The 20,123-nt window shown below is 70.7% G+C and carries 20 protein-coding genes; 14 read left to right on the forward strand and 6 right to left on the reverse strand.

The genetic code is table 11. The features are described from left to right. Positions 1–66: 66 nt before the first annotated feature. From ABXS86_RS01340 to ABXS86_RS01375, 8 genes are all read left to right on the forward strand, one after another. On the forward strand, positions 67–2,250 hold the full coding sequence (locus ABXS86_RS01340) for an ATP-dependent DNA helicase RecG (RefSeq protein ID WP_353665380.1): 2,184 nt from the start codon (positions 67–69) through the stop codon (positions 2,248–2,250). Between the two features lie 41 nt (positions 2,251–2,291). Beyond that, complete coding sequence (coaD, locus tag ABXS86_RS01345) at positions 2,292–2,789, forward strand: pantetheine-phosphate adenylyltransferase (RefSeq protein ID WP_353665381.1); 498 nt, start codon at positions 2,292–2,294, stop codon at positions 2,787–2,789. A gap of 157 nt (positions 2,790–2,946) precedes the next feature. Next, the gene (locus ABXS86_RS01350) at positions 2,947–3,441 is read left to right on the forward strand and encodes a YceD family protein (protein ID WP_144835045.1); all 495 of its coding nucleotides are present in this window, start codon (positions 2,947–2,949) and stop codon (positions 3,439–3,441) included. A 2-nt stretch (positions 3,442–3,443) separates the two neighbouring features. Then, positions 3,444–3,653, forward strand: coding sequence for a 50S ribosomal protein L32 (gene rpmF / locus ABXS86_RS01355; RefSeq protein WP_013586329.1), 210 nt, complete (start codon positions 3,444–3,446; stop codon positions 3,651–3,653). 10 nt (positions 3,654–3,663) lie between these two features. Then, complete coding sequence (rnc, locus tag ABXS86_RS01360; protein WP_307211555.1) at positions 3,664–4,356, forward strand: ribonuclease III; 693 nt, start codon at positions 3,664–3,666, stop codon at positions 4,354–4,356. Beyond that, a complete protein-coding gene (gene mutM, locus ABXS86_RS01365; protein ID WP_353665382.1) occupies positions 4,349–5,239 on the forward strand; it encodes a bifunctional DNA-formamidopyrimidine glycosylase/DNA-(apurinic or apyrimidinic site) lyase in 891 nt (296 codons plus the stop codon). Before rnc ends, mutM begins: the two co-directional genes overlap by 8 nt. A gap of 44 nt (positions 5,240–5,283) precedes the next feature. Further along, entirely contained in the window at positions 5,284–5,727 is a 444-nt protein-coding gene (locus tag ABXS86_RS01370) for a MerR family transcriptional regulator (protein WP_307211551.1), read from the forward strand. A gap of 33 nt (positions 5,728–5,760) precedes the next feature. Beyond that, positions 5,761–6,756, forward strand: a complete 996-nt coding sequence (locus ABXS86_RS01375) for an NAD-dependent epimerase/dehydratase family protein (protein WP_353665383.1) — start codon at positions 5,761–5,763, stop codon at positions 6,754–6,756. A 47-nt stretch (positions 6,757–6,803) separates the two neighbouring features. Here ABXS86_RS01375 and ABXS86_RS01380 read toward each other — a convergent pair whose 3' ends face one another. Together ABXS86_RS01380 and ABXS86_RS01385 are read right to left on the reverse strand one after the other, a co-directional pair. Further along, positions 6,804–7,886, reverse strand: coding sequence for a GNAT family N-acetyltransferase (locus ABXS86_RS01380; RefSeq protein WP_353665384.1), 1,083 nt, complete (start codon positions 7,884–7,886; stop codon positions 6,804–6,806). Positions 7,887–7,954: 68 nt separating this feature from the next. Beyond that, positions 7,955–8,242, reverse strand: coding sequence for a hypothetical protein (locus ABXS86_RS01385; protein ID WP_353665385.1), 288 nt, complete (start codon positions 8,240–8,242; stop codon positions 7,955–7,957). A 435-nt stretch (positions 8,243–8,677) separates the two neighbouring features. Here ABXS86_RS01385 and smc point away from each other — a divergent pair, with 435 nt between their 5' ends. The 4 genes from smc (at position 8,678) to ABXS86_RS01405 (ending at position 14,079) form a co-directional block, all read left to right on the forward strand. After that, positions 8,678–12,184 carry a chromosome segregation protein SMC gene (gene smc, locus ABXS86_RS01390; protein ID WP_353665386.1) on the forward strand — a complete coding sequence of 1,169 codons (3,507 nt, stop codon included), beginning with the start codon at positions 8,678–8,680 and terminating at the stop codon, positions 12,182–12,184. A 4-nt stretch (positions 12,185–12,188) separates the two neighbouring features. Further along, entirely contained in the window at positions 12,189–13,061 is an 873-nt protein-coding gene (gene ftsY, locus ABXS86_RS01395; protein WP_251506708.1) for a signal recognition particle-docking protein FtsY, read from the forward strand. 84 nt (positions 13,062–13,145) lie between these two features. Next, positions 13,146–13,646, forward strand: coding sequence for a DUF2004 domain-containing protein (locus ABXS86_RS01400; RefSeq protein ID WP_144834913.1), 501 nt, complete (start codon positions 13,146–13,148; stop codon positions 13,644–13,646). Positions 13,647–13,650: 4 nt separating this feature from the next. Beyond that, positions 13,651–14,079: an MSMEG_6728 family protein gene (locus tag ABXS86_RS01405; protein ID WP_353665387.1), complete on the forward strand. Its 429-nt coding sequence runs from the start codon at positions 13,651–13,653 to the stop codon at positions 14,077–14,079. A 7-nt stretch (positions 14,080–14,086) separates the two neighbouring features. Here the strand turns inward: ABXS86_RS01405 and lipA are convergent, their stop codons facing one another. Together lipA and lipB are read right to left on the reverse strand one after the other, a co-directional pair. After that, a complete protein-coding gene (lipA, locus tag ABXS86_RS01410) occupies positions 14,087–15,121 on the reverse strand; it encodes a lipoyl synthase (protein ID WP_353665388.1) in 1,035 nt (344 codons plus the stop codon). Beyond that, positions 15,118–15,756, reverse strand: coding sequence for a lipoyl(octanoyl) transferase LipB (gene lipB, locus ABXS86_RS01415; protein ID WP_307211536.1), 639 nt, complete (start codon positions 15,754–15,756; stop codon positions 15,118–15,120). The genes lipA and lipB overlap by 4 nt, the downstream gene beginning before the upstream one ends. Before the next feature lie 68 nt (positions 15,757–15,824). On the opposite strand from lipB, the gene ABXS86_RS01420 reads away from it, so the two are divergent. After that, on the forward strand, positions 15,825–16,373 hold the full coding sequence (locus tag ABXS86_RS01420; protein ID WP_307211532.1) for a TetR/AcrR family transcriptional regulator: 549 nt from the start codon (positions 15,825–15,827) through the stop codon (positions 16,371–16,373). Positions 16,374–16,423: 50 nt separating this feature from the next. Beyond that, a complete protein-coding gene (ffh, locus tag ABXS86_RS01425; RefSeq protein WP_353665389.1) occupies positions 16,424–17,968 on the forward strand; it encodes a signal recognition particle protein in 1,545 nt (514 codons plus the stop codon). Between the two features lie 12 nt (positions 17,969–17,980). Here ffh and ABXS86_RS01430 read toward each other — a convergent pair whose 3' ends face one another. Together ABXS86_RS01430 and ABXS86_RS01435 are read right to left on the reverse strand one after the other, a co-directional pair. Next, positions 17,981–18,712, reverse strand: coding sequence for an SGNH/GDSL hydrolase family protein (locus tag ABXS86_RS01430; protein WP_353665390.1), 732 nt, complete (start codon positions 18,710–18,712; stop codon positions 17,981–17,983). Positions 18,713–18,760: 48 nt separating this feature from the next. Beyond that, entirely contained in the window at positions 18,761–19,924 is a 1,164-nt protein-coding gene (locus ABXS86_RS01435; protein ID WP_307211526.1) for a glutamate--cysteine ligase, read from the reverse strand. Between the last annotated feature and the right edge of the window lie 199 nt (positions 19,925–20,123).

Raw genomic sequence — 20,123 nt, forward strand, 5'->3', positions numbered from 1 at the left:
TAGGGTCCGGGCGCCGTCGCCGCCGGGCGGGCCGCCGGTGTCGGAGGCCCTGCCTAGACTCGGAGCATGCCCGGATTCTCGCTCGCCTCGCGCCTCGACGGCGCCATCGGCGGCAAGACGGCGACCGCGTTCGACAAGGCGTTCGGCGTGAAGACCGTGGGCGAGCTGCTCGAGCACTATCCGCGGCGGTACGCACGACGCGGCGAGCTCACGCCCATCGCCTCTCTGCCGCTGGGCGAACCCGTCACGATCGTGGCCGAGGTGGTCAGCGCGAGCGAGCGCCGCATGCAGAACCGGCGCGGATCCCTGCTCGAGGTCGTCATCAGCGACGGCGACGGGCGCATGTCGCTGACGTATTTCAACCAGCCGTGGCGGCTGAAAGACCTCACTCCCGGGCGACGAGGCATCTTCTCGGGCAAGGTCGGCGAGTACCGCCGCCAGACGCAGCTGACCAACCCCGACTACGAGCTGTTCGACGACCTCGCCGAAGCCCGCGCCGAGGCCGAGGTCACGGCGAAGCGGCCGATCCCGATCTATCCGGCGACGAGCTCGGTGCCCAGCACCCTCGTGCAGAAGACCATCTCGCTCGTGCTCGACGGGCTCGACGACATCGACGATCCGCTCCCCGAGAGCCTCCGCGCCCGGCGCGGGCTGCTCCCCGCGCGTGCGGCGCTCGAGAGCATCCACCGCCCGCAGCACGACGACGACATCCCTCCCGCGGTGCAGACGCTGCGCATGCAAGAGGCGTTCGTGCTGCAGACGGCCCTGCTGCAGCAGCGGCAGTTCGTGCGCGCGCTGTCGGCGACCAAGAGGCCGGCCGCCGCGGGCGGACTGCTCGAACGGTTCGACGCGATCCTCCCGTTCGAGCTGACCCCCGACCAGCAGACCGTCGGGGCGCAACTGCAGACCGACCTCGTGGCCGATTGGCCGATGAACCGTCTCGTGCAGGGCGAGGTCGGCTCGGGCAAGACGCTGGTGGCGCTGAGGGCGATGCTGCAGGTCGCCGAGTCGGGCGGGCAGTCCGCGCTCATCGCGCCCACCGAGGTGCTGGCGGGTCAGCACCTGCGGTCGATCGCGCGGATGCTGGGTCCCGAGCTCGCACCCGAGCTCATGCCGACGCTGCTGACGGGGCAGATGCCCGCGGCCGAGCGTCGCAAGGCGGCACTGCGCGTCGCGTCGGGCCAGGCGCGCATCGTCGTCGGGACCCACGCCCTGCTGAGCGCCACGACGACCTTCGCCGATCTCGGTTTCGTGGTGGTCGACGAACAGCACCGCTTCGGCGTCGATCAGCGCGAGGCCCTGCGCTCCAAGGGCGACTCTCCGCACACCCTGGTGCTCACCGCGACGCCCATTCCGCGCACGGTGGCCATGACGGTGTTCGGCGACCTCGACGTCTCGACCATCCGCACCATGCCGGCCGGTCGCGCGGGCATCCAGTCGTTCGTCGCCCCTCTCGCCGAGAAGCCCGGCTGGTTCGCCCGGGTGTGGGATCGCGTGACCGAAGAGGTCGCGCTCGGACGACAGGCCTTCGTGGTGTGCCCCGCGATCGACGCCGATCAGGTGGCCGACGGAAAGAGCGACGAACCCGCCGACGCGCCCGATGCGCCCGCTCCGACCGCCGCCGAGGGAGCGCGCACGCGCTGGGGCGTCGTGCAGGTCGAGGCCCTGCTGTCGCAGTTGCCCGCCTTCCGCGGCATCCATACCCAGATCCTGCACGGAAAGATGTCGGCCGACGAGAAGGACGCCGTCATGCAGGCCTTCGCCCGCGGCGACATCGACGTGCTCATCGCGACGACCGTCATCGAGGTCGGCGTCGACGTGCCCAACGCCTCGACGATGGTGATCCTCGAGGCTGACCGGTTCGGCGTGTCGCAGCTGCACCAGTTGCGCGGCCGCGTCGGTCGAGGGGGCCTGCCGGGGCTCTGCCTGCTCGTGACCGAGGCCGCGCCCGGAACCTCGGCGCGCTCGCGGGTCGAGGCCGTCGCCGCGACCCTCGACGGCTTCGCGCTGGCCGAGGTCGACCTCGAACTGCGCGGAGAGGGCGATGTGCTCGGTGGTGCGCAGTCGGGGGCGCGCTCGTCGCTCAAGCTGCTGCGGGTCATCACCGACTCCGAGCTCATCGTCGAGGCCCGCGCCGAGGGCGAGAAGCTTCTCGCCGACGACCCGGCTCTGCAGCGGCATCCGGCCCTCGCCGCCGCCCTCGAACGCCGAGTCGGGGTCGAGGAGCGCGCCGCGCTGGCGAAGTCCTGAGCGCCCGCCGCCTCGGCCGGAGCGATCGGTAGGCTGGCGACATGGATCCCCGGATCGCCGTCGTGCCCGGCTCGTTCGACCCGCCCACGCTCGGTCACCTCGACGTCATCCGTCGTGCCGCCGGTCTGTTCGACCAGTTGCACGTGCTCGTGGTGCACAACCCCGGCAAAGAGGCGATGCTGCCCATCGCCCAGCGGCAGCTTCTGCTCGAGCAGTCGATCTCGGAGGCGGGCGTCGAGGGCGACGTGATCGTCGCCGCGTGGAGCATGGGCCTGCTCGTCGACTACGCCACCGATGTGGGGGCGAAGGTGCTGGTCAAGGGCATCCGCTCGCAGGTCGACGTGGCCTACGAGACGCCCATGGCGATCGTCAACCGCGACCTCGCGCACGTCGAGACGGTGTTCCTGCTGCCGGATCCCGCACACGCCCTCGTCTCGAGCTCGCTCGTGCGCCAGGTCGCGGGACTCGGCGGAGACGTGTCGCCCTACGTGCCGCCGGCCGTCGCCCGCTTCCTCGACACCGGCGCCCGCGGCATCTGAGGCGCCGCTGCGGGCCGGGCGATCCGCCCGGCGTTCGCCCCCGCGTGCCGCCCGGCCCCCGTTCAGGCGCCCGCCGGTAGCATTGACGACCGTGAGAACCCACCGACCCGGACCCTTCCAGCTCCCCGTGCGCGACATCGAGCACCACCCGGGCGAGATGCGCGAGCACAGCCTCGACCTCGCCACCCCCGAGAAGTGGGGCGAGGGGCTGCTCTCCATCCCGGAGGGCGAAACGCTCGAGCTCGACGTGCGTCTCGAGTCGGTGCACGAGGGCATCCTCGTCTCGGGCACCGTCGACACCACCGCCACGGGCGTGTGCGGACGCTGCCTGATCGACATCACCGAGCCTGTCGAAGTCGAGTTCCAGGAACTTTTCGCGTATCCTGGGGATGAAGCGAGCGACTACGACGTTCAAGACGACCACGTGGATCTTGAAAATCTGGTCCGGGATGCCATTGTCCTGTCGCTTCCGTTCCAGCCGGTGTGTCAGCCGGACTGCCCCGGGCTCGACCCGAACACGGGCGAGAGGCTGACGGAAAGCCCCGGCAACACGGAGCAGACGCCCGCCGATCCCCGGTGGGCAGCGCTCCAGCAGTACACCCCAGACGACGGCGATGCGCTCCGCGCCGCCCCCAAGACAGAGAAGAGCTAGTCATGGCAGGTAACCCCCCGAAGCGGAAGGTCTCCCGCTCCAACACCCGCTCGCGTCGTGCGCAGTGGAAGGCTGAAGCCCCCGCGCTGGTCAAGACCATCGAGAACGGCAAGGTCGTCTACAGCCGCCCCCACCAGGCGAAGGTCGTCACCGACTCGCAGGGCACCGAGCTCTTCCTCGAGTACAAGGGCCGCAAGGTCGCCGACGTCTGATCGGCGATTCGTGACGCGTAACAACGTCGAGCGCGCAGCGCTCACCGAGAAGCTCGGGGTCGACATCGACCCCGAGCTTCTTTCACTCGCTCTGACGCACCGCTCGTTCGCTTACGAGAACGGCGGCATCCCGCACAACGAACGCCTGGAATTCCTGGGCGACTCGGTGCTGGGCCAGGCCGTCACGGTGCGTCTGTTCACCCGGCATCCGGATCTCGATGAAGGAAGCCTCGCCAAGCGGCGCGCGAGCGTCGTGTCGACGGTCGCCCTCGCCGAGATCGCGCGGACGATCGGCCTCGGGGCGCACATCCGGCTCGGCCGCGGCGAAGTCCTCACCGGCGGCCGCGACAAGGACTCGATCCTCGCCGACACCATGGAAGCCCTGATCGGCGCGACCTTCCTCTCGGCGGGTCCGGATGCCGCATCCGCGATGGTCCTGCGTCTGGTCGAACCGCTCATGGCCGACCCCGAGCGCTACGGCGCCGCGATGGACCCGAAGACGAGCCTGCAGGAGATCGCCGCGCGTCTCGGACTGGCGGCGCCGCTGTACGGAGTCGAGGCGACCGGCCCCGACCACGACCGCCGATTCACGGCGACCGTCACGGTGGGCGACGTCTCGACCACGGGCGAGGGGTCGAGCAAGAAGCAAGCCGAGATGGCCGCCGCCCTCACCGCGTGGCGCGAGCTCGACGCGCGTGCCTGAGCTCCCCGAGGTCGAGGTCGTACGCGCGGGTCTCGAACCCGCCGTCACGGGCGCCCTCATCTCGTCGGTCGACGTGCGCGATGAGCGCGCTCTGACCCGGCACACCGGAGGAGCGGCGCACTTCGAGGCGGAGCTGACCGGCCGGCGCATCGCATCGGCCGTGCGGCGCGGCAAGTTCTTGTGGATGCCGGTCGGCGACGACGAGGCGATCGTCACCCACCTCGGCATGAGCGGTCAGATGCTGCTGCGCCTGCCCGGGTCCCCCGAGGAACGGCACGAGCGCATCCGCATCGAGCTCGAACACCCGGAGCACGGCGCACTCTCGGTCGTCTTCGCCGATCAGCGCACCTTCGGCTCGCTCGCGATCGACCGTCTCGTCGACACCCCCGACGGGGCGGCGGGCGGCCGGGGATCCGCGCTCGCGCGGGTTCCCACGCAGGTCGCGCACATCGGTCGCGACCCCCTCGACCCCGCATTCAGCGCGACGCGCTTCCGCGCGCGTCTCGCACGCACGGCATCCGGCATCAAACGCGTGCTGCTGGATCAGACGGCGGCCAGCGGCATCGGCAACATCTACGCCGACGAGTCGCTGTGGGCGGCGCGCATCCACCCCGAGACCTCGGCGCGCGATCTGCCGACCCGGGCGGTCAATAGACTGCTCGGAGAGGTGCAGGCGGTGCTCGAGAAGGCCCTCGCCGAGGGCGGCACGAGTTTCGACGCGCAGTACGTCAACGTCAACGGTCAGGCGGGCTACTTCGCGCACTCCCTCAACGCCTACGGCCGCACGGGTCAGCCGTGTCCGCGATGCGGGCGGCCGATCGTGCGGGTGTCGTTCATGAACCGCTCGAGCCACTTCTGCCCGCACTGTCAGAAACGACGGTGACGCGACCTCGACCTCGAGTGCGTGAGGTGTGCTGTGCTGGGGACATGTCGATGGTCACGATCCAGCAGGCCGCCCGGCGTTCGGGGCTGAGCGAACCCACCCTCCGGTACTACGAGGAGGTCGGGCTCATCGGTCCGATCTCGCGCGATCCGAGCAGCGGACACCGACGGTATCGAGAGCGCGACCTCGACGACCTCCAGGTGCTCGCGTGCCTGCGCGCGATGGGGGTCGGCATCGAGGACATGCGCACGTACCAGGCGAATCGGGCGCGGGGGCACGAGGCGGCGGGGGAGCAGCGGGATCTCCTGCTGCGCCATGCCGAGCGGGTCGAGCTCGAGATCGCGACACTGCACGTGCACCGCGACTATCTGGAGCGCAAGGCCGCGCTGTGGGATGCCCGCGAGCGCGGCGACGTCGCCGCCGAGGCCGAGGCGCAGGCGCGCGTGGCGGAGATCACCCCGCGGCTCGAAGCGATGATCCACGCTTGACTTCACGCGCTTGAGGTCTGTTCGACTCTGACCATGAACACTTCTCACCGCACCATGCTCGTCACCGGAGCCACGGGATACCTCGGCTCTCGCATCGTCGCCGACCTCCTCCAGCGCGGCACTCCCGTCCGCGGGGCCATCCGCTCCCTCGAGGCCGAGCCTGCACTGCGGGCGGCGGTCCGTCGTGCGGGAGTCGACGACGCCGGGCTCGAGGTGGCCGTCGCCTCGCTGACCGAAGACGCCGGCTGGGACGCGGCGGTATCGGGCGTCGCCGGCGTGCACCACGTCGCCTCGCCGATGACCCACGCCACCGAAGACGCCGACCTCGTGGTCACCCCGGCACGCGACGGAGCGTTGCGCGTGCTGCGCGCCGCCCGGGATGCCGGGGTCAAGCGGGTCGTGCTGACCTCGTCGTTCGCTGCGGTCGGCTACTCCGCCAAGCCGGTGAACGCCCAGGGCGTGCGCGAGTTCGACGAGGGGGACTGGACCGACCCCGACACCGCGGGACTGCCGGCGTACCCGCGGTCGAAGGCTGTCGCCGAGCGCGCCGCATGGGACTTCGTCGAGCGCGAAGGCGCCGGCCTCGAACTCGTCGTGCTCAACCCGACCTGGATCGCGGGGCCGTCGCTGACGGCAGACCCCCGGTCATCGTTGCAGGCGTTCCTCGCCATCCTCGGCGGGCAGATGCCGCTCGCCCCGCGTCAGCGTTTCGGCGTCGTGGACGTGCGCGATGTCGCGACGGCGCATCTCGCGGCGATGGATTCTCCGGATGCCGCGGGCAAGAGGTATCTGCTGCTCGCGGACGGGCCGACGACGTCGTGGCTCGGTGTAGCCTCGGTGCTGCGGGAGCACCTCGGCGAGCTGGCATCGAAGGCACCCGTCGAAGAGGTGCCCGGCGACGACCTCCCGCCGCTGGTGATCCACAATGAGCGGGCGACGGCCGAGCTCGGCTTCGCGCCCCGCCCGGCCGAGACCACGCTCGTCGACACCGTCGACGACCTCCGCACGCGCGGGCTGATCGGCGCCTGAGACGACGAGGAACGGGGCGCCGGCGATGACCGCCGGCGCCCCGCCCGTCAGTCGAGGACCTTCTTCCACACGCCCTCGTACGAGAGGGGGCGGAAACCGATCTCCTCGTTGATCGAGAGCATCGGCCGGTTCTCCTCGGCGTTGTAGGTGATCACGCGAGGCGAGTCGGGCGCGACCTCGTGCCAGGCGAGCAGACCCGCGCACTTCACGAGCATGCCGAGGCGGTGGCCGCGGTGGCTCGCGACGACCAGGGTGTCCTCCTGGTGCGTGGCGGCCGCGCGGTCTTTGCCGATGACGAGCTCGTTGAAGGCGGCGAGTTCACCGGTGTCGACGTGCTGCGCCGCGGTGACGAGAAGGTGCCGACCGGCGTCGAGGTAGTCGCGCTCGTAGCGACGCAGGCGCGCGGCATCCCACACCTCCTCGTCGAACTCGAGTCCGGCCGAGGGGGCGTCGGTCACCATGCGCGACTTCATCCACGCGAACGCGTCGACGAACTCGTCGGGCGTGGGCAGCGTCCACTGGACCACGCGGTACCCGGCCGCGGCCCCCTCAGCCGCAGCGAGGAGACTCTCGAGGTTCGGTCGGGAGCCCTCCAGGTCGAGGGCGCTCACCCGCACGATCTGCTCGAGGGTGTTGCCGGATGCCAGGAAGAAGCGGGCCGCGTGATCCTCGGGGATCGCGCCGAATCCCGTCGGCGCCGCGACCTGCGGCCCCTCGACGGCGGGGTGCTCCGCCCACGCCTGCAGAACCGAGCGTCCCTCCTCGCGGGCGACGCTCTCGATGAGGGCGAAGGCGGTGCGGCCGATGCCGTGGCCCCACGCGGAGCGCCGGAGGTCGATGTGCCAGAAGCCGGTGCGGGCGCCCTCCTCCTGCGGGAACTCGAGGCCGACGCGGCCGACGACCTCCCCGTGGAAGACGACGATCCACGCGTAGCGCTTCATGTCGGGCTTGGGCTGATACATCGGCAGCAGTTCGTCGGCGGGCATCGACCCGTCGTCGTGGCCGGAGATCTCGGCGTAGATGAGGTTGCGCAGGCGCACCATGTCGCGGAAGTCCGCGGCATCCGGCGCGTCGATCGAAGTGGGGACGTGCAGGGGGCGCAGCTCGAGGCCGGCCGTGAGGGTGGTCATGTCGTGACTTCCGTGTCGCAGGAGGAGAGGGAGGGGTGGAGTCGACCGGGTGGTCGACCCCACCGGGATCAGAACGGCGGGCGGCTGAACGCGGCGGCGCTCTGCCACGCGCGTTCGCGGCGATCGCGCTCGGCGGCGGCGTCGCGCGCCCGCAGGGCTTCGACGGCCCGGTGGTCGAGGGCCCGTGCGCGGTCGGCGTGCCGCGTGAGCAGCCAGAGGCCGAGACGCAGCGAGAGCCGGTCGAACAAGCCCAGCGGCCGGTAGGCCGTGGTGTCGAAGGTGATGGTGTTCGGGGTGGGAGTGGTGGTGGGCGCGGCCGTCGTGTGCTGCGGCGCGCGCGTGAACAAGGCGTTCATGCGGAGGCTCCGTGAAGAAGAGGAGTGCGAGTGAAGGTGCGCGCGAAGCGCGGGCGGGATCACGGGGATCCGGCGGGAGCGGCGTCGAAGGACGGCTCACGGGAAGCGGAGACGCAGAGCGTCTCGACGCGACGGGTCAACCCAGACGAGAGGGCATGCCGACGGCGAGGGTCACTCCGGTGACGGGTGCGGAGAGCACGGGAACGGCGACGAAGCCGGTGGCGGTGAAGCCGGTGTGGGTGCGAATCATGGGAGGACCTCCTTTCGACGTCGGTTGCGACTGCCGACGCTAGCGAAGGCATTCAGCCGATGTCAAGCTCTCGTCCAGAAATGGCTGGTCCCCGGGCGCGTCGCGTGCCCGGGATCGGCTCGGCGCCGCGGAATTCCGCGCCTTTCGGTTAGCGTGAGACGCCGGGTCGATCGAGGGAGGGTGACGTGCATCTGAAGAGCCTGACCCTCCGCGGCTTCAAGTCGTTCGCCCAGTCGACGACCTTCGCCCTCGAACCGGGGGTCACGTGCATCGTCGGTCCCAACGGGTCGGGCAAGTCCAACGTGGTCGACGCGTTGGCGTGGGTGATGGGCGAGCAGGGGGCCAAGACCCTGCGCGGCGGCAAGATGGAAGACGTCATCTTCGCCGGCACCTCGACCCGCGGCCCCCTCGGCCGCGCCGAGGTGCAGCTCACGATCGACAACGCCGACGGCGCCCTGCCGATCGACTACAGCGAAGTCACCATCAGCCGCACGCTCTTCCGCACCGGCGCGAGCGAGTACGCGATCAACGGTCAGACGTGCCGTCTTCTCGACGTGCAGGAGCTGCTCAGCGATTCCGGCCTCGGCCGCGAGATGCATGTCATCATCGGGCAGGGCCGTCTCGACACGGTGCTGCAGGCGACGGCCGAGGACCGACGGGGGTTCATCGAAGAGGCCGCCGGCATCTTGAAGCATCGCCGCCGCAAGGAGAAGACCGTGCGCAAGCTCGAGGCGATGGAGACGAACCTCACCCGTCTCAGCGACCTCGCCGGAGAGCTGCGACGCCAGCTCAAGCCCCTCGGCAAGCAGGCCGAGATCGCGCGCGAGGCGGCGACCATCGCCGCCGTCGTGCGTGACGCGAAGGCGAGACTGTACGCCGACGAGCTCGTGCTGCTGCGCACCCAGCTCGCCGACGCGGCGCGGGCCGAGAGCGAGCGGCACACCGAACGACTGGGCCTGCAGGAGCAGGCCGAGGGGCTCCGCGGCCGGGTCGAGCGCCTCGAGAACGACCAGCGTTCCGAGGCGGTCGATCGTGCCCGCAGCGTGGCCTTCGCCCTCGAGCAGGTGCAGGAGCGCGTGCGCGGGCTGTACACGCTCGCCGGTCAGCGTCTCGCGCTGCTCACCGACGACGGCGACGGCGGGGGAGGGTTCGCGCCGACCGTCACGCAGTCGATGATCGACGACGTCCGGGCCGAGATCGATGACATCGCGGCGGGCCTGGGGGATGCTCAGGATGCCGCGTCGCAGGCCGCCCGCGGCGTGGCGCGAGCGCGCGCCGAGCTGGACGCGCTCGACGTCGACATCGCCGCCCAGAGCGCCCTCGTGTCGGAGCACGACATGCGCCTGACGAGCCTGCGCGGTGCGGCCGATGCCGCGAACTCGGCCCTCACCGCGGTGCGCGCAGGCGTCGATCGACAGCAGCGGGCGCTCGACGCCGCGCTGGTGCGTCGTGCCGAGGCCGAGGAGGCGCGCGCGGGGCTCGATCCCGACGTCGCCCCCGAGGCGGCCAGCGCCGAACACGCTGCGGCCTACGAGCGTGCGCAGCGCGAGGCGAACGACGTCGAGACGCGCGTGGCCGGGCTGCGCGAACGCCTGCACGCCGCCGAACGCGAACGCGATGCCCTCGAGGCGCAGACGACGGCTCTCGGCCGCGCCCTCGATGTGCGCAACGCCGCCGCAGACCTCATCGCCGCCGGAGGTCGCGGCATCCGGGGTCTCGTCGGAGACGACGTGAAGGTCACCGCCGGCTACGAGGCGGCGATCGCCGCGGCGCTCGGGGGGCTGGCCGAGGGTCTGCTCGTCGACGACGCTGCGGCGGCCTTCGCGGCGGCGCAGACCGCGAGCGAGGCGGATCTGGGCGTCGTCGACATCGCGATCGCGGATGCCGCGGGGGCACAGCCCGCACGCGTCGCCGGGGGGACGCCGGCCGTTGACGTCGTCACCGCGTCGGCGGGCGTGCGCGGAATCCTCTCGCGCGTGGTGATCGTCGACGACCTCGAGGCAGCGCGCGCAGCGCAGTCGTCTCTCGAGCCCGGCGTGACGCTGGTGACCCGGGCGGGGGAGCTGCTCACCGCGCACACCGTGCGCGCGGGGTCGGGCGCCGGGCGTTCCCGGCTCGAGCTCGCCGCGGAACGCGATGCCGCCGCTGAGCGTCTGGCCGAGATCGTCGTCGTGGCCGACTCGCTGCGAGAGGCTCTCGCCGACGAGCAGCGCGTGCTGACCGAGGCACGCCAGAAGACGAAGGACGCGCTCGCCCACCTGCGCGAGCACGACGCGGCACTGGCGGCCCACGCCGAGAAGGTCAATCGCGTGACGGTACGGCACGAAGCCGCCGTCGCGGAGTGCGAACGCCTGGCCGCGGGACTGGCGCAGACCGAGACGGCGGTCGCCGAGGCCGAGGACGCCGCCCGTCGAGCCGACGAGGTCCTCGCCCGGGCGCTCGAGGCGCCGCGCCCCCTGCTCGATGCGTCGGCGCGCGAGGGGATGGCCGCCGCCGTCGACGCGGCTCGGGAGCTCGAGATGCGGGCGCGCCTCGACATCGAGACGCTCAAGGAACGCGTGCGGGCCGGTGAGGCGCGCATCGTGCAGCTCGAGCAGCAGCGAGAGCGCGAACGGTCGGCGGCCGAAGAGGCCGCTCGCCGGGCGGTGATCCGCCGTGCTCAGCGCGAGGTCGCCGCCGAGGTCGCGGGGCAGCTGCCGGCGCTGCTCGACGCGATCGACCGGTCGGTGAGTCAGGCGCGCGTCGAGCTCGCCGCGGCCGAGGCGGCGCGCACCGCGGTCACCGCCGAGCTGTCCCGCGCGCGGGCCGACGAGACGGTGGTGCGCGAGCGACTCGCGCGACTGACCGAGAGCGTGCACGGCCTCGAGCTGCAGATGCACGAGAAGAAGCTCCACGTGACGAGCCTGCTCGAGCGCGCGCAGTCCGAGCTGGCGCTCGACGAGCACATTCTCGTTTCGGAATACGGCCCTGACCAGCTCATCCCCGCCGAGACGGAGGGCGAGAGCGTCCCGTTCGAGCGGGCGGCGCAGAAACGCCGACTGCAGGATGCCGAGCGCAAGCTGTCGCAGTTGGGCCGGGTGAACCCGCTGGCCCTCGAGGAGTTCGCCGCCCTCGAGCAGCGCCACGCCTTCCTCACCGAGCAGCTCGCCGACCTGCAGCAGACCCGCGCCGACCTGCAGACGATCATCGCCGAGCTCGACGAACGTATGCAGACGATCTTCGTCGCGGCGTTCGAGGACACCCGCGCGGCGTTCACCGAGATCTTCCCGATCCTCTTCCCGGGCGGAACCGGCAGCATCTCCCTGACCGACCCCGAGAATCCGCTGACGACCGGCATCGAGGTGTCGGTGCGACCGGTGGGCAAGAAGATCGAGCGTCTGTCACTGCTCTCGGGCGGCGAGCGGTCGCTGGCGGCGGTGGCCTTCCTGACCTCGATCTTCACGGCGCGCCCGAGCCCCTTCTACATCCTCGACGAGGTCGAGGCGGCGCTCGACGACGCCAACCTCGGGCGCCTGCTGGGCGTGTTCGAGAAGCTCCGCGCGAGCAGCCAGCTCATCGTCATCACCCACCAGAAGCGCACGATGGAGATCGCCGACGCGCTGTACGGGGTGTCGATGCGGCAGGACGGCGTCTCGGCCGTGGTGGGCCAGCGCGTGGGCGACCGTGCCGCCCGACCCGCCCCCGTAAGCTGAAGCAATGGCTGAGAACTCCTGGTCGTTGGGCCGCGCGCTGCGCGGGCTGTTCGTCAAACCCACCATCGACGAGACCACGTGGGAAGACCTCGAGACGGCCTTGCTGACCGCCGATTTCGGCCCCGACGTCACCGAGCGGCTCGTCGACGAGCTGCGCGAGAAGGTCGAGCGTTTCCGCACCACGGATCCGCGCGACCTGCAGCGCATGCTGAAGGAGACGCTCGAAGAGCACTTCGCCAAGTTCGATACGACGCTGCGCCTCACCGAGCGTCCCGCCGTCGTGCTCGTGGTCGGCGTCAACGGCGTGGGCAAGACCACCACCATCGGCAAGTTCGCCAAGTTCCTGCAGCGCTACGGCCGCACCGTCGTCGTCGGCGCCGCCGACACCTTCCGCGCGGCGGCCGTCGATCAGCTCGCCACCTGGGCCGAGCGCGGGGGAGCGACGATCGTCCGGCCCCAGCACGAGGGCCAGGATCCGGCATCCGTCGCCTTCCAGACCGTGGCGCACGCCAAAGAGACCGGCACCGAGATCGTGCTCGTCGACACCGCCGGTCGGCTGCACACCAAGGGCGGCCTCATGGACGAGCTCGGCAAGATCAAGCGCGTCATCGAGAAGCAGGCCCCCATCAGCGAGGTGCTTCTCGTGCTCGACGCGACGACCGGCCAGAACGGTCTCATGCAGGCCCAGGCCTTCCTCGACAGCGCCGGCGTCACCGGTCTCGTGCTCACCAAGCTCGACGGGTCGGCCAAGGGCGGGTTCGTGCTCGCGGTGCAGGAGCTCACCGGAATTCCCGTCAAGCTCCTGGGCCAGGGTGAGGGCATCAACGACCTCACGGGTTTCACCCCGCACGTGTTCGCCTCCTCGCTCGTCGACTGACGGAAGAGCAGAAGCGCCGTATCGCATGCGCGGGTGCGGGCGGGTCGTCTTCCCGAAGAGGGGGCGGACTGCTTACATGGAGTCATGGCCATCGAGCACGACTTCTTCGGACTCCTCGAGTCGGGCCCCGACGGGTCGATCTTCTGGAGTGAGAACGTCGAGTTCGGCGATCAGAGCGTCACGGTCGACCTGACCGCTCCCGACCAGGACGACGTCTCGGTCGAGGCGCTCGACGTCGCGGCATCCATGGTCTCGTCTCTCGAGGCGATCGACCTCGCCGCGCGCAACGCGATGGTCAACGAGCTCGACGACCGCACCAGCGAGGTGACGGAGTACATCCTGCAGCAGCAGGCGACCTTCGGCGAAGAGATCGAAGACCTGCTCACCGACGTCACGGGCGACACGCACATCGACGTGATCAAGGCGCTGCAGTTGATGAGCATGACGATCCTCGCCGACGAGCACGGCGGGGCAGACCCCTTCGCGGTCCTCGAGTACGCGCTCGACCCCGACGCCACCGACGACGTGCTACTTGTGAATCTCGCCTCCGACGGCCGGGTGCAGTCGGTCACCAGCGCCGACTGACGGCGTGCAGACCTTTCTGCCGTATCCCTCGTTCACGGCATCCGCTGCCGCTCTCGACCTCAAGCGTCTGGGCAAGCAACGCGTCGAGACGTTCCAGCTGTTGCGCGCGTTGACCGTGCCCGACCACGGCTGGCGCCACCACCCCGCCGCGAAGATGTGGGACGGCCACCTGCCGGCGCTCGTCTCGTACGGCCTCGTCATGACGGACGAGTGGATCGCCCAGGGCCGCGCCGACACCGTGCGGGACAAGATCCGCGTGTTCGCGCCCGAGGTCGACGGCCTCGCGCAGAACGCACTCGACCTCCCGCCGTGGGTCGGGGACGAGGCGTTCCACCTCGCGCACCGCTCGAACCTCGTCCGCAAGGACCCGGAGTTCTACGTCCCTCGATTCGGCGACGTTCCCGACGACCTGCCCTACGTCTGGCCGGTCTGAGGCGCGCTCACACCGCCTGGGCGAAGCCCGCGTCGGCGGCGGCGATGTCCTTCGCGAGGTGCGCGAGGTGCGGCGGGATCTCGCGGCCCTTCGACACCATCGACTGCGCCCACAGGCGCCCTGCGCGGTACGACGAGCGCACCAAGGGACCTGCGAGCACGCCGAGGAAGCCGATGCGCTCGGCCTCCTCCTTGAACTCCACGAACTCGGCCGGCTTCACCCAGCGCTGCACGGGGAGGTGCCGCGGGGTGGGGCGCAGGTACTGCGTGATCGTGATGATGTCGGTCCCCGCCGCGTGCAGGTCTTCGAGCGCTTGCACGACCTCTTCGGGTTCTTCGCCCATACCGAGGATGAGGTTCGACTTGGTGATGAGCCCCGCCTCGCGCGCCGCGGTCAGCACTCCGAGGGAGCGCTCGTAGCGGAAGGCGGGACGGATGCGCTTGAAGATGCGGGGCACGGTCTCGACGTTGTGCGCGAAGACCTCGGGCCGCGACGAGAAGACCTCGTCGAGGTGCGCGGGGTTTCCCGAAAAGTCGGTCGCGAGGATCTCGACCCCGGTGCCCGGGTTGTCGGCGTGGATGCGGCGCACCGTCTCCGCGTGCAGCCACGCGCCCTCATCCGGCAGATCATCGCGGGCGACGCCGGTGACCGTGGCATAGCGCAGCTGCATCCGGGTGACGCTCTCGGCGACGCGCCGGGGCTCGTCGCGGTCGTAGTCGGCGGGCTTACCGGTATCTATTTGGCAGAAGTCGCAGCGGCGCGTGCACTGCGAGCCGCCGATGAGGAAGGTCGCCTCGCGGTCCTCCCAGCACTCGAAGATGTTGGGGCAGCCGGCCTCCTGGCACACCGTGTGCAGATCCTCGCTCTTCACGAGCTTCTGCAGGGCGGTGTACTCCGGGCCCATCTTCGCCTTGGTCTTGATCCACTCGGGTTTGCGCTCGATCGGCGTCTCGGCGTTGCGCACCTCGAGGCGCAACAGCTTGCGTCCGTTGGGGGCGGTGGATGCCGGCGCTCCGGCGTGACCGGTTCCGCAGGCGCTCATGCGGCCACCGCCGCGTACTCGGCGCGGAACACGCGTTCGATCGCGTCGACGAGGTCGGCGGGGGAGACGTCGGCGCCGACGATCTCGCTGACCGTGGTCACCCCGGCATCCGAGATCCCGCACGGCACGATGTGCCGGAAACCCGCGAGGGTGTTGTCGCAGTTGACGGCGAAGCCGTGCATGGTGACTCCTCTTTCGACGCGGACTCCGATCGCCGCGACCTTGTCGACGCCGAGGGGACGTCGGACCCACACGCCGCTGCGTCCGTCGACGCGGAAGCCGTCGACGCCGTGAGCGGAGAGGGCCTCGATCAGCAGGCCCTCCAAACGGCGCACGTGCGCGACGACGTCGATCGGTTCGGGCAGGCGCACGATCGGGTAGCCCACGAGCTGGCCCGGACCGTGCCAGGTGATCTTGCCGCCGCGATCGACGTCGACCACGGGGGTGCCGTCGTCAGGACGCTCGTGCGCTTCGGTGCGCTTGCCGGCGGTGTACACGGCCTCGTGCTCGAGCAGCAGAAGGGTGTCGGGACGCTCGCGCGCGACGACGTCGGCGTGCACGCGGCGTTGGTGCGCCCAGCCGTCGAGATAAGGCACGTAGTACGGGGCGAGGCCCGCCCGCTGGATGTCGATCATCGACGATCCCTCCCCTTGTTGGATCGCGTCTAACAATACACATCGGCCCGCCGCCTAGGCTGGCTGGCGTGACCACCGAACCTCGCAGCGGGCGCCCCCGCGCCTCCTCGCGCGAGGTGCTGTCGGAGGCCGCGTGCGAGCTGTTCCTCGAGCAGGGCTACGACGCCACGAGCGTCTCCGACATCACGCGCCGGGCCGGGGTGAGCCGCTCGAGCTTCTTCAACTACTTCTCGGCCAAGAGCGACGTGCTGTGGTCGGGTTTCGACGAGCAGGCGGATGCCGGGATCGCGCTGCTGCGCGACGGGACGCCCGTCGCCGACGCCCTGTCGGCGATCGGCCGGGGGCTCGCCCCCGATGCGCTCGCCCTCGCGATCACGAACGCCGACGCGATGGGCATCGCCGCCGAGCTCGACCGTGACCGCGCCGTGCGGCAGTTCCGGCTGCAGCGCGAGGTCGCCTCGCGCCTCGCGCACGACGGGGCGGCCCCGCTCGCCGCCCAGGTGCGCGCCGGTGCGCTCTCGGCCGCCGTGCTCGCGGCGGTGTGGGCGTGGGCCGACCGCACCGCGGCCGGTCGCTCCCTCGCCGACACCCTCGCCGAGGCGCTCTCCGCGGCATGAGCGCGGGGCGGGCGACGGCTGCGGCCCGGCCCGCGTAAACTCGTCTCATCATGGCGACTTTCGGCACCCTCTCCGACCGGCTCACAGAGACCTTCCGCAATCTCCGGAAGAAGGGCCAGCTCACGCCCGCCGACGTCGACGGGACGGTGCGCGAGATCCGCCGTGCCCTCCTCGACGCCGACGTCGCGCTGCCCGTGGTCAAGGAGTTCACCGCCGCGGTGCGCGAGCGCGCCCTGGGCGACGAGGTCAACCGCGCGCTCAACCCCGCGCAGCAGGTCGTGCAGATCGTCAACGACGAGCTCATCGGCATCCTGGGCGGTCAGCAGCGTCGCCTGCAGTTCGCCAAGAACCCGCCCACGGTCATCATGCTCGCCGGCCTCCAGGGATCCGGTAAGACCACCTTCGCGGGCAAGCTCGCCAAGATGCTCGAGAAAGACGGCCACACCCCGCTCCTGGTCGCGTGCGACCTCCAGCGCCCGAACGCCGTCAACCAGCTGCAGGTCGTCGCCGAGCGCGCCGGTGCCGCGATCTACGCGCCCGAGCCCGGCAACGGCGTCGGCGACCCGGTCAAGGTCGCCCGCGACGGCGTCGCCTACGCCACGCGTCAGCAGCACGACATCGTCATCATCGACACCGCCGGCCGCCTGGGCGTCGACGCCGAGCTGATGAAGCAGGCGTCCGACATCCGCAAGGCCACCGAGCCCGACGAGGTGCTCTTCGTCATCGACGCGATGATCGGTCAAGACGCGGTCAACACCGCCAAGGCGTTCCAGGACGGCGTCGACTTCACCGGTGTCGTGCTGTCGAAGCTCGACGGTGACGCCCGCGGTGGAGCCGCCCTCTCGGTCGCCTCGGTCACCGGCCGCCCCATCATCTTCGCCTCGACGGGCGAGGGCCTCGACGACGTCGAGCCCTTCCACCCCGATCGCATGGCATCCCGCATCCTCGACCTCGGTGACATCCTCACCCTGATCGAGCAGGCGCAGTCGGCCTTCGACGAGGCCGAGGCGATGAAGGTCGCCGAGAAGCTCGCGACCGAGACCTTCACCCTCGAAGACTTCCTCGAGCAGATGCAGCAGATGAAGAAGCTGGGCTCCATGAAGAAGATGCTCGGGATGCTCCCGGGCATGGGAAACATGAAGCAACAGCTCGAAGACTTCGACGAGCGCGAGATCGACCGCACCGGGGCGATCATCCGCTCGATGACCCTCGTCGAGCGTCGCAACCCGAAGATCCTCAACGGCTCCCGCCGCCTGCGCATCGCGCGCGGTTCGGGCATGACCGTCACCGACGTCAACCAGCTCGTGCAGCGCTTCGACCAGGCCGCGAAGATGATGAAGACCGTCGCGCGCGGCGGTGTGCCCAACATCCCCGGCATGGGCCCCGTCGGCGGCAAGCCCGGCGCGTCGTCCAAGCGCGGCAAGCAGCAGAAGGCCAAGGGCTCGCGTTCGGGCAACCCGGCCAAGCGCGCCGCCGAGAACGCCGGCATCGCGGCATCCGCCCCCGCCACCGGCTCGGGCTTCGGCCTGGGCGGGCAGAAGGCGCCGAGCGAGGCCGATCTCGCCGAGCTGCAGAAGATGCTCGGCCGCGGCTGAGCCCCGGCTCTTCTACGGCAGCACGTCGGCGTCCTGCAGCGCCGACATGACCGTCTGCTCGATCGCCCGCTGACCGCGGGCGGTCGGGTGCACGTCGTCGTCCTGCATCCACTCGGGGTGGCCCACGAGAGGCTGACCGACGTCGATGAACGTCCCCCCGACCTCGTCGACGGCGTCGCGGAGGGCATCGGAGGTGACGGCGGTGTCGTCGGGCACGTCGGGGTCGTCGTTCCAGATCGTGCTCAACCCGACGATGCGCGCGTCGGGGGCGGCGTCGTGGATCTGCGACACGGTGTCGGAGGTGTCGCTGCGGATCTCGTCGCCGTCCTCCCAGAAGTCGTTGCTCGAGGACTCCACGACGACCAGTTGGGGCTGCAACGCCGCCACCGCGGGCACGAATCCGGCGTAGGTCGTTCCGCATCCGCCCTGCACGACGAAGCCCATGCCGGGGCAGGCGAGGTTCGTCAGCGCGAGGTGCGCCCGATCGCCGAGCAGCACCGGCCAGGCCTCCTCGGGCGGCAGGTTGTACCCCGACATCAGCGAGTCGCCGATCATGACCACCCGCAGCGGCCGGGTCTCGTTGGGCGACGGAGCCGGGCTCGCCGACGCCTCCAGCTCGGGCGCCGCGAAGGTCGGAGAAGGGGCGGATGCCACGGGCTCGGGCGCGCACGCGCTGAGGGCCAGCACGAGGCCCGCCGCAACGACGACCAGCGACGGCGTCGACCGGGGGCGCGCGGAGACCATGGGGCGATCCTAGGAGCGCGCGCCTATGAACCAGCGCGGAGTCGCCTCTCAGACACGCAAGGCCGCGAGGTGTTCGCGCAGCGTGGGGCCGCCGCGGAACTCGCCGATGAGGTGCTGCACGACCTCGCGCAGATCGCCGTCGGCGGCTTCGGCCACCGCGATCTGGCGCGCCGAGCTGCCGCCCGTGGCGAGGATGGTCTCGAGGCTCGCGAACTCCTTCGCGCAGTGCAGCTCGAGGGCCACGTCGGCGAGTTCTTCCATGGTCTCGCGGAGGTGCTCCACCACCGGACGCTGCGTGCCCTCGCGGTCGACGATCACGTGCGCGTCGAGACCGTAGCGCGCCGCGCGCCACTTGTTCTCGCGGGCGTACCAGGCCGGGATGCCCGGCAGCGGCTTGCCGTCGTCGATCAAGCGCGAGAAGTGCTCCACGAGCGTCTGCGCGAGGGCGGCCACCGCGGCCAGCTCCGGCAGGGTCGACATGCCGTCGCACGCGCGGATCTCGACGGTGCCCCACTTGGGCGCCGGACGGATGTCCCACCGCACCTCGCTGGCATCCGCCATCACTCCGGTGCGGACCATGTCGTCGAGGTAGTCCTCGAAGTCGCCCCAGGTCTCGAGCTGCCAGGGGAGCCCCGCGGTCGGGAGCTGTTGGAACACCAGCGCGCGGTTCGAGGCGTACCCCGTGCGTTCGCCCGCCCAGAACGGGCTCGACGCCGACAGGGCCTGCAGGTGGGGGAGGAAGACGGTCAACGCGTTGACGATCGGCACGACCTTCTCGACGTCGTCGACGCCGATGTGCACGTGGATGCCCCAGATCATCATGTTGCGCCCCCACCACTGGGTGCGCTCGATGAGCGTGTGGTAGCGCGTCTTGTCGGTGACCTGCTGGTCGTACCACTGCGCGAACGGGTGACTGCCGGCGCAGAGCAGCTCGACGCCGCGCGGCTCGGTCTCTTCGCGCAGCGCGCCGATGGCGTCGGCGATGTCGTCGACGGCCTCGGCGACGGTGTGTCCGACGCCGCTGGTGACCTCGACCGTGTTGGTGAGCAGCTCTCCGGTGACGGTGAAGCGCTCGAGGGCCGTGCGCTCTTCGAGCTCTTCCAGGATCTCGGGGGCCCGGGGTGCGAGGTCGCCCGTACCGCGGTCGGCGAGCATGAGCTCCCACTCCAGCCCCACGGACGAGCGCGTCGATGCAGCGAACGGCAGCCTCATGCGGTCAGTCTGACACGGGGCCCGCGGAGTGGGCCGCTCCGCTACCCTGCGCGACGGCGCGTGTCGTTTCGCGTCGCCTGTCACGCGGCGGCCCGGGGATCTGGCAGAATAGAGGGCTGGACCCGCTACTCGACCCTCTATCCAGTATCGGTCCACCCTTTTGAGCTTCCGCCGGGTGTGCACCCCACTCTCCAGGCGA

It is taken from the genome of Microbacterium sp. che218 (assembly GCF_040436305.1).
Lineage (GTDB): Bacteria > Actinomycetota > Actinomycetes > Actinomycetales > Microbacteriaceae > Microbacterium > Microbacterium algihabitans.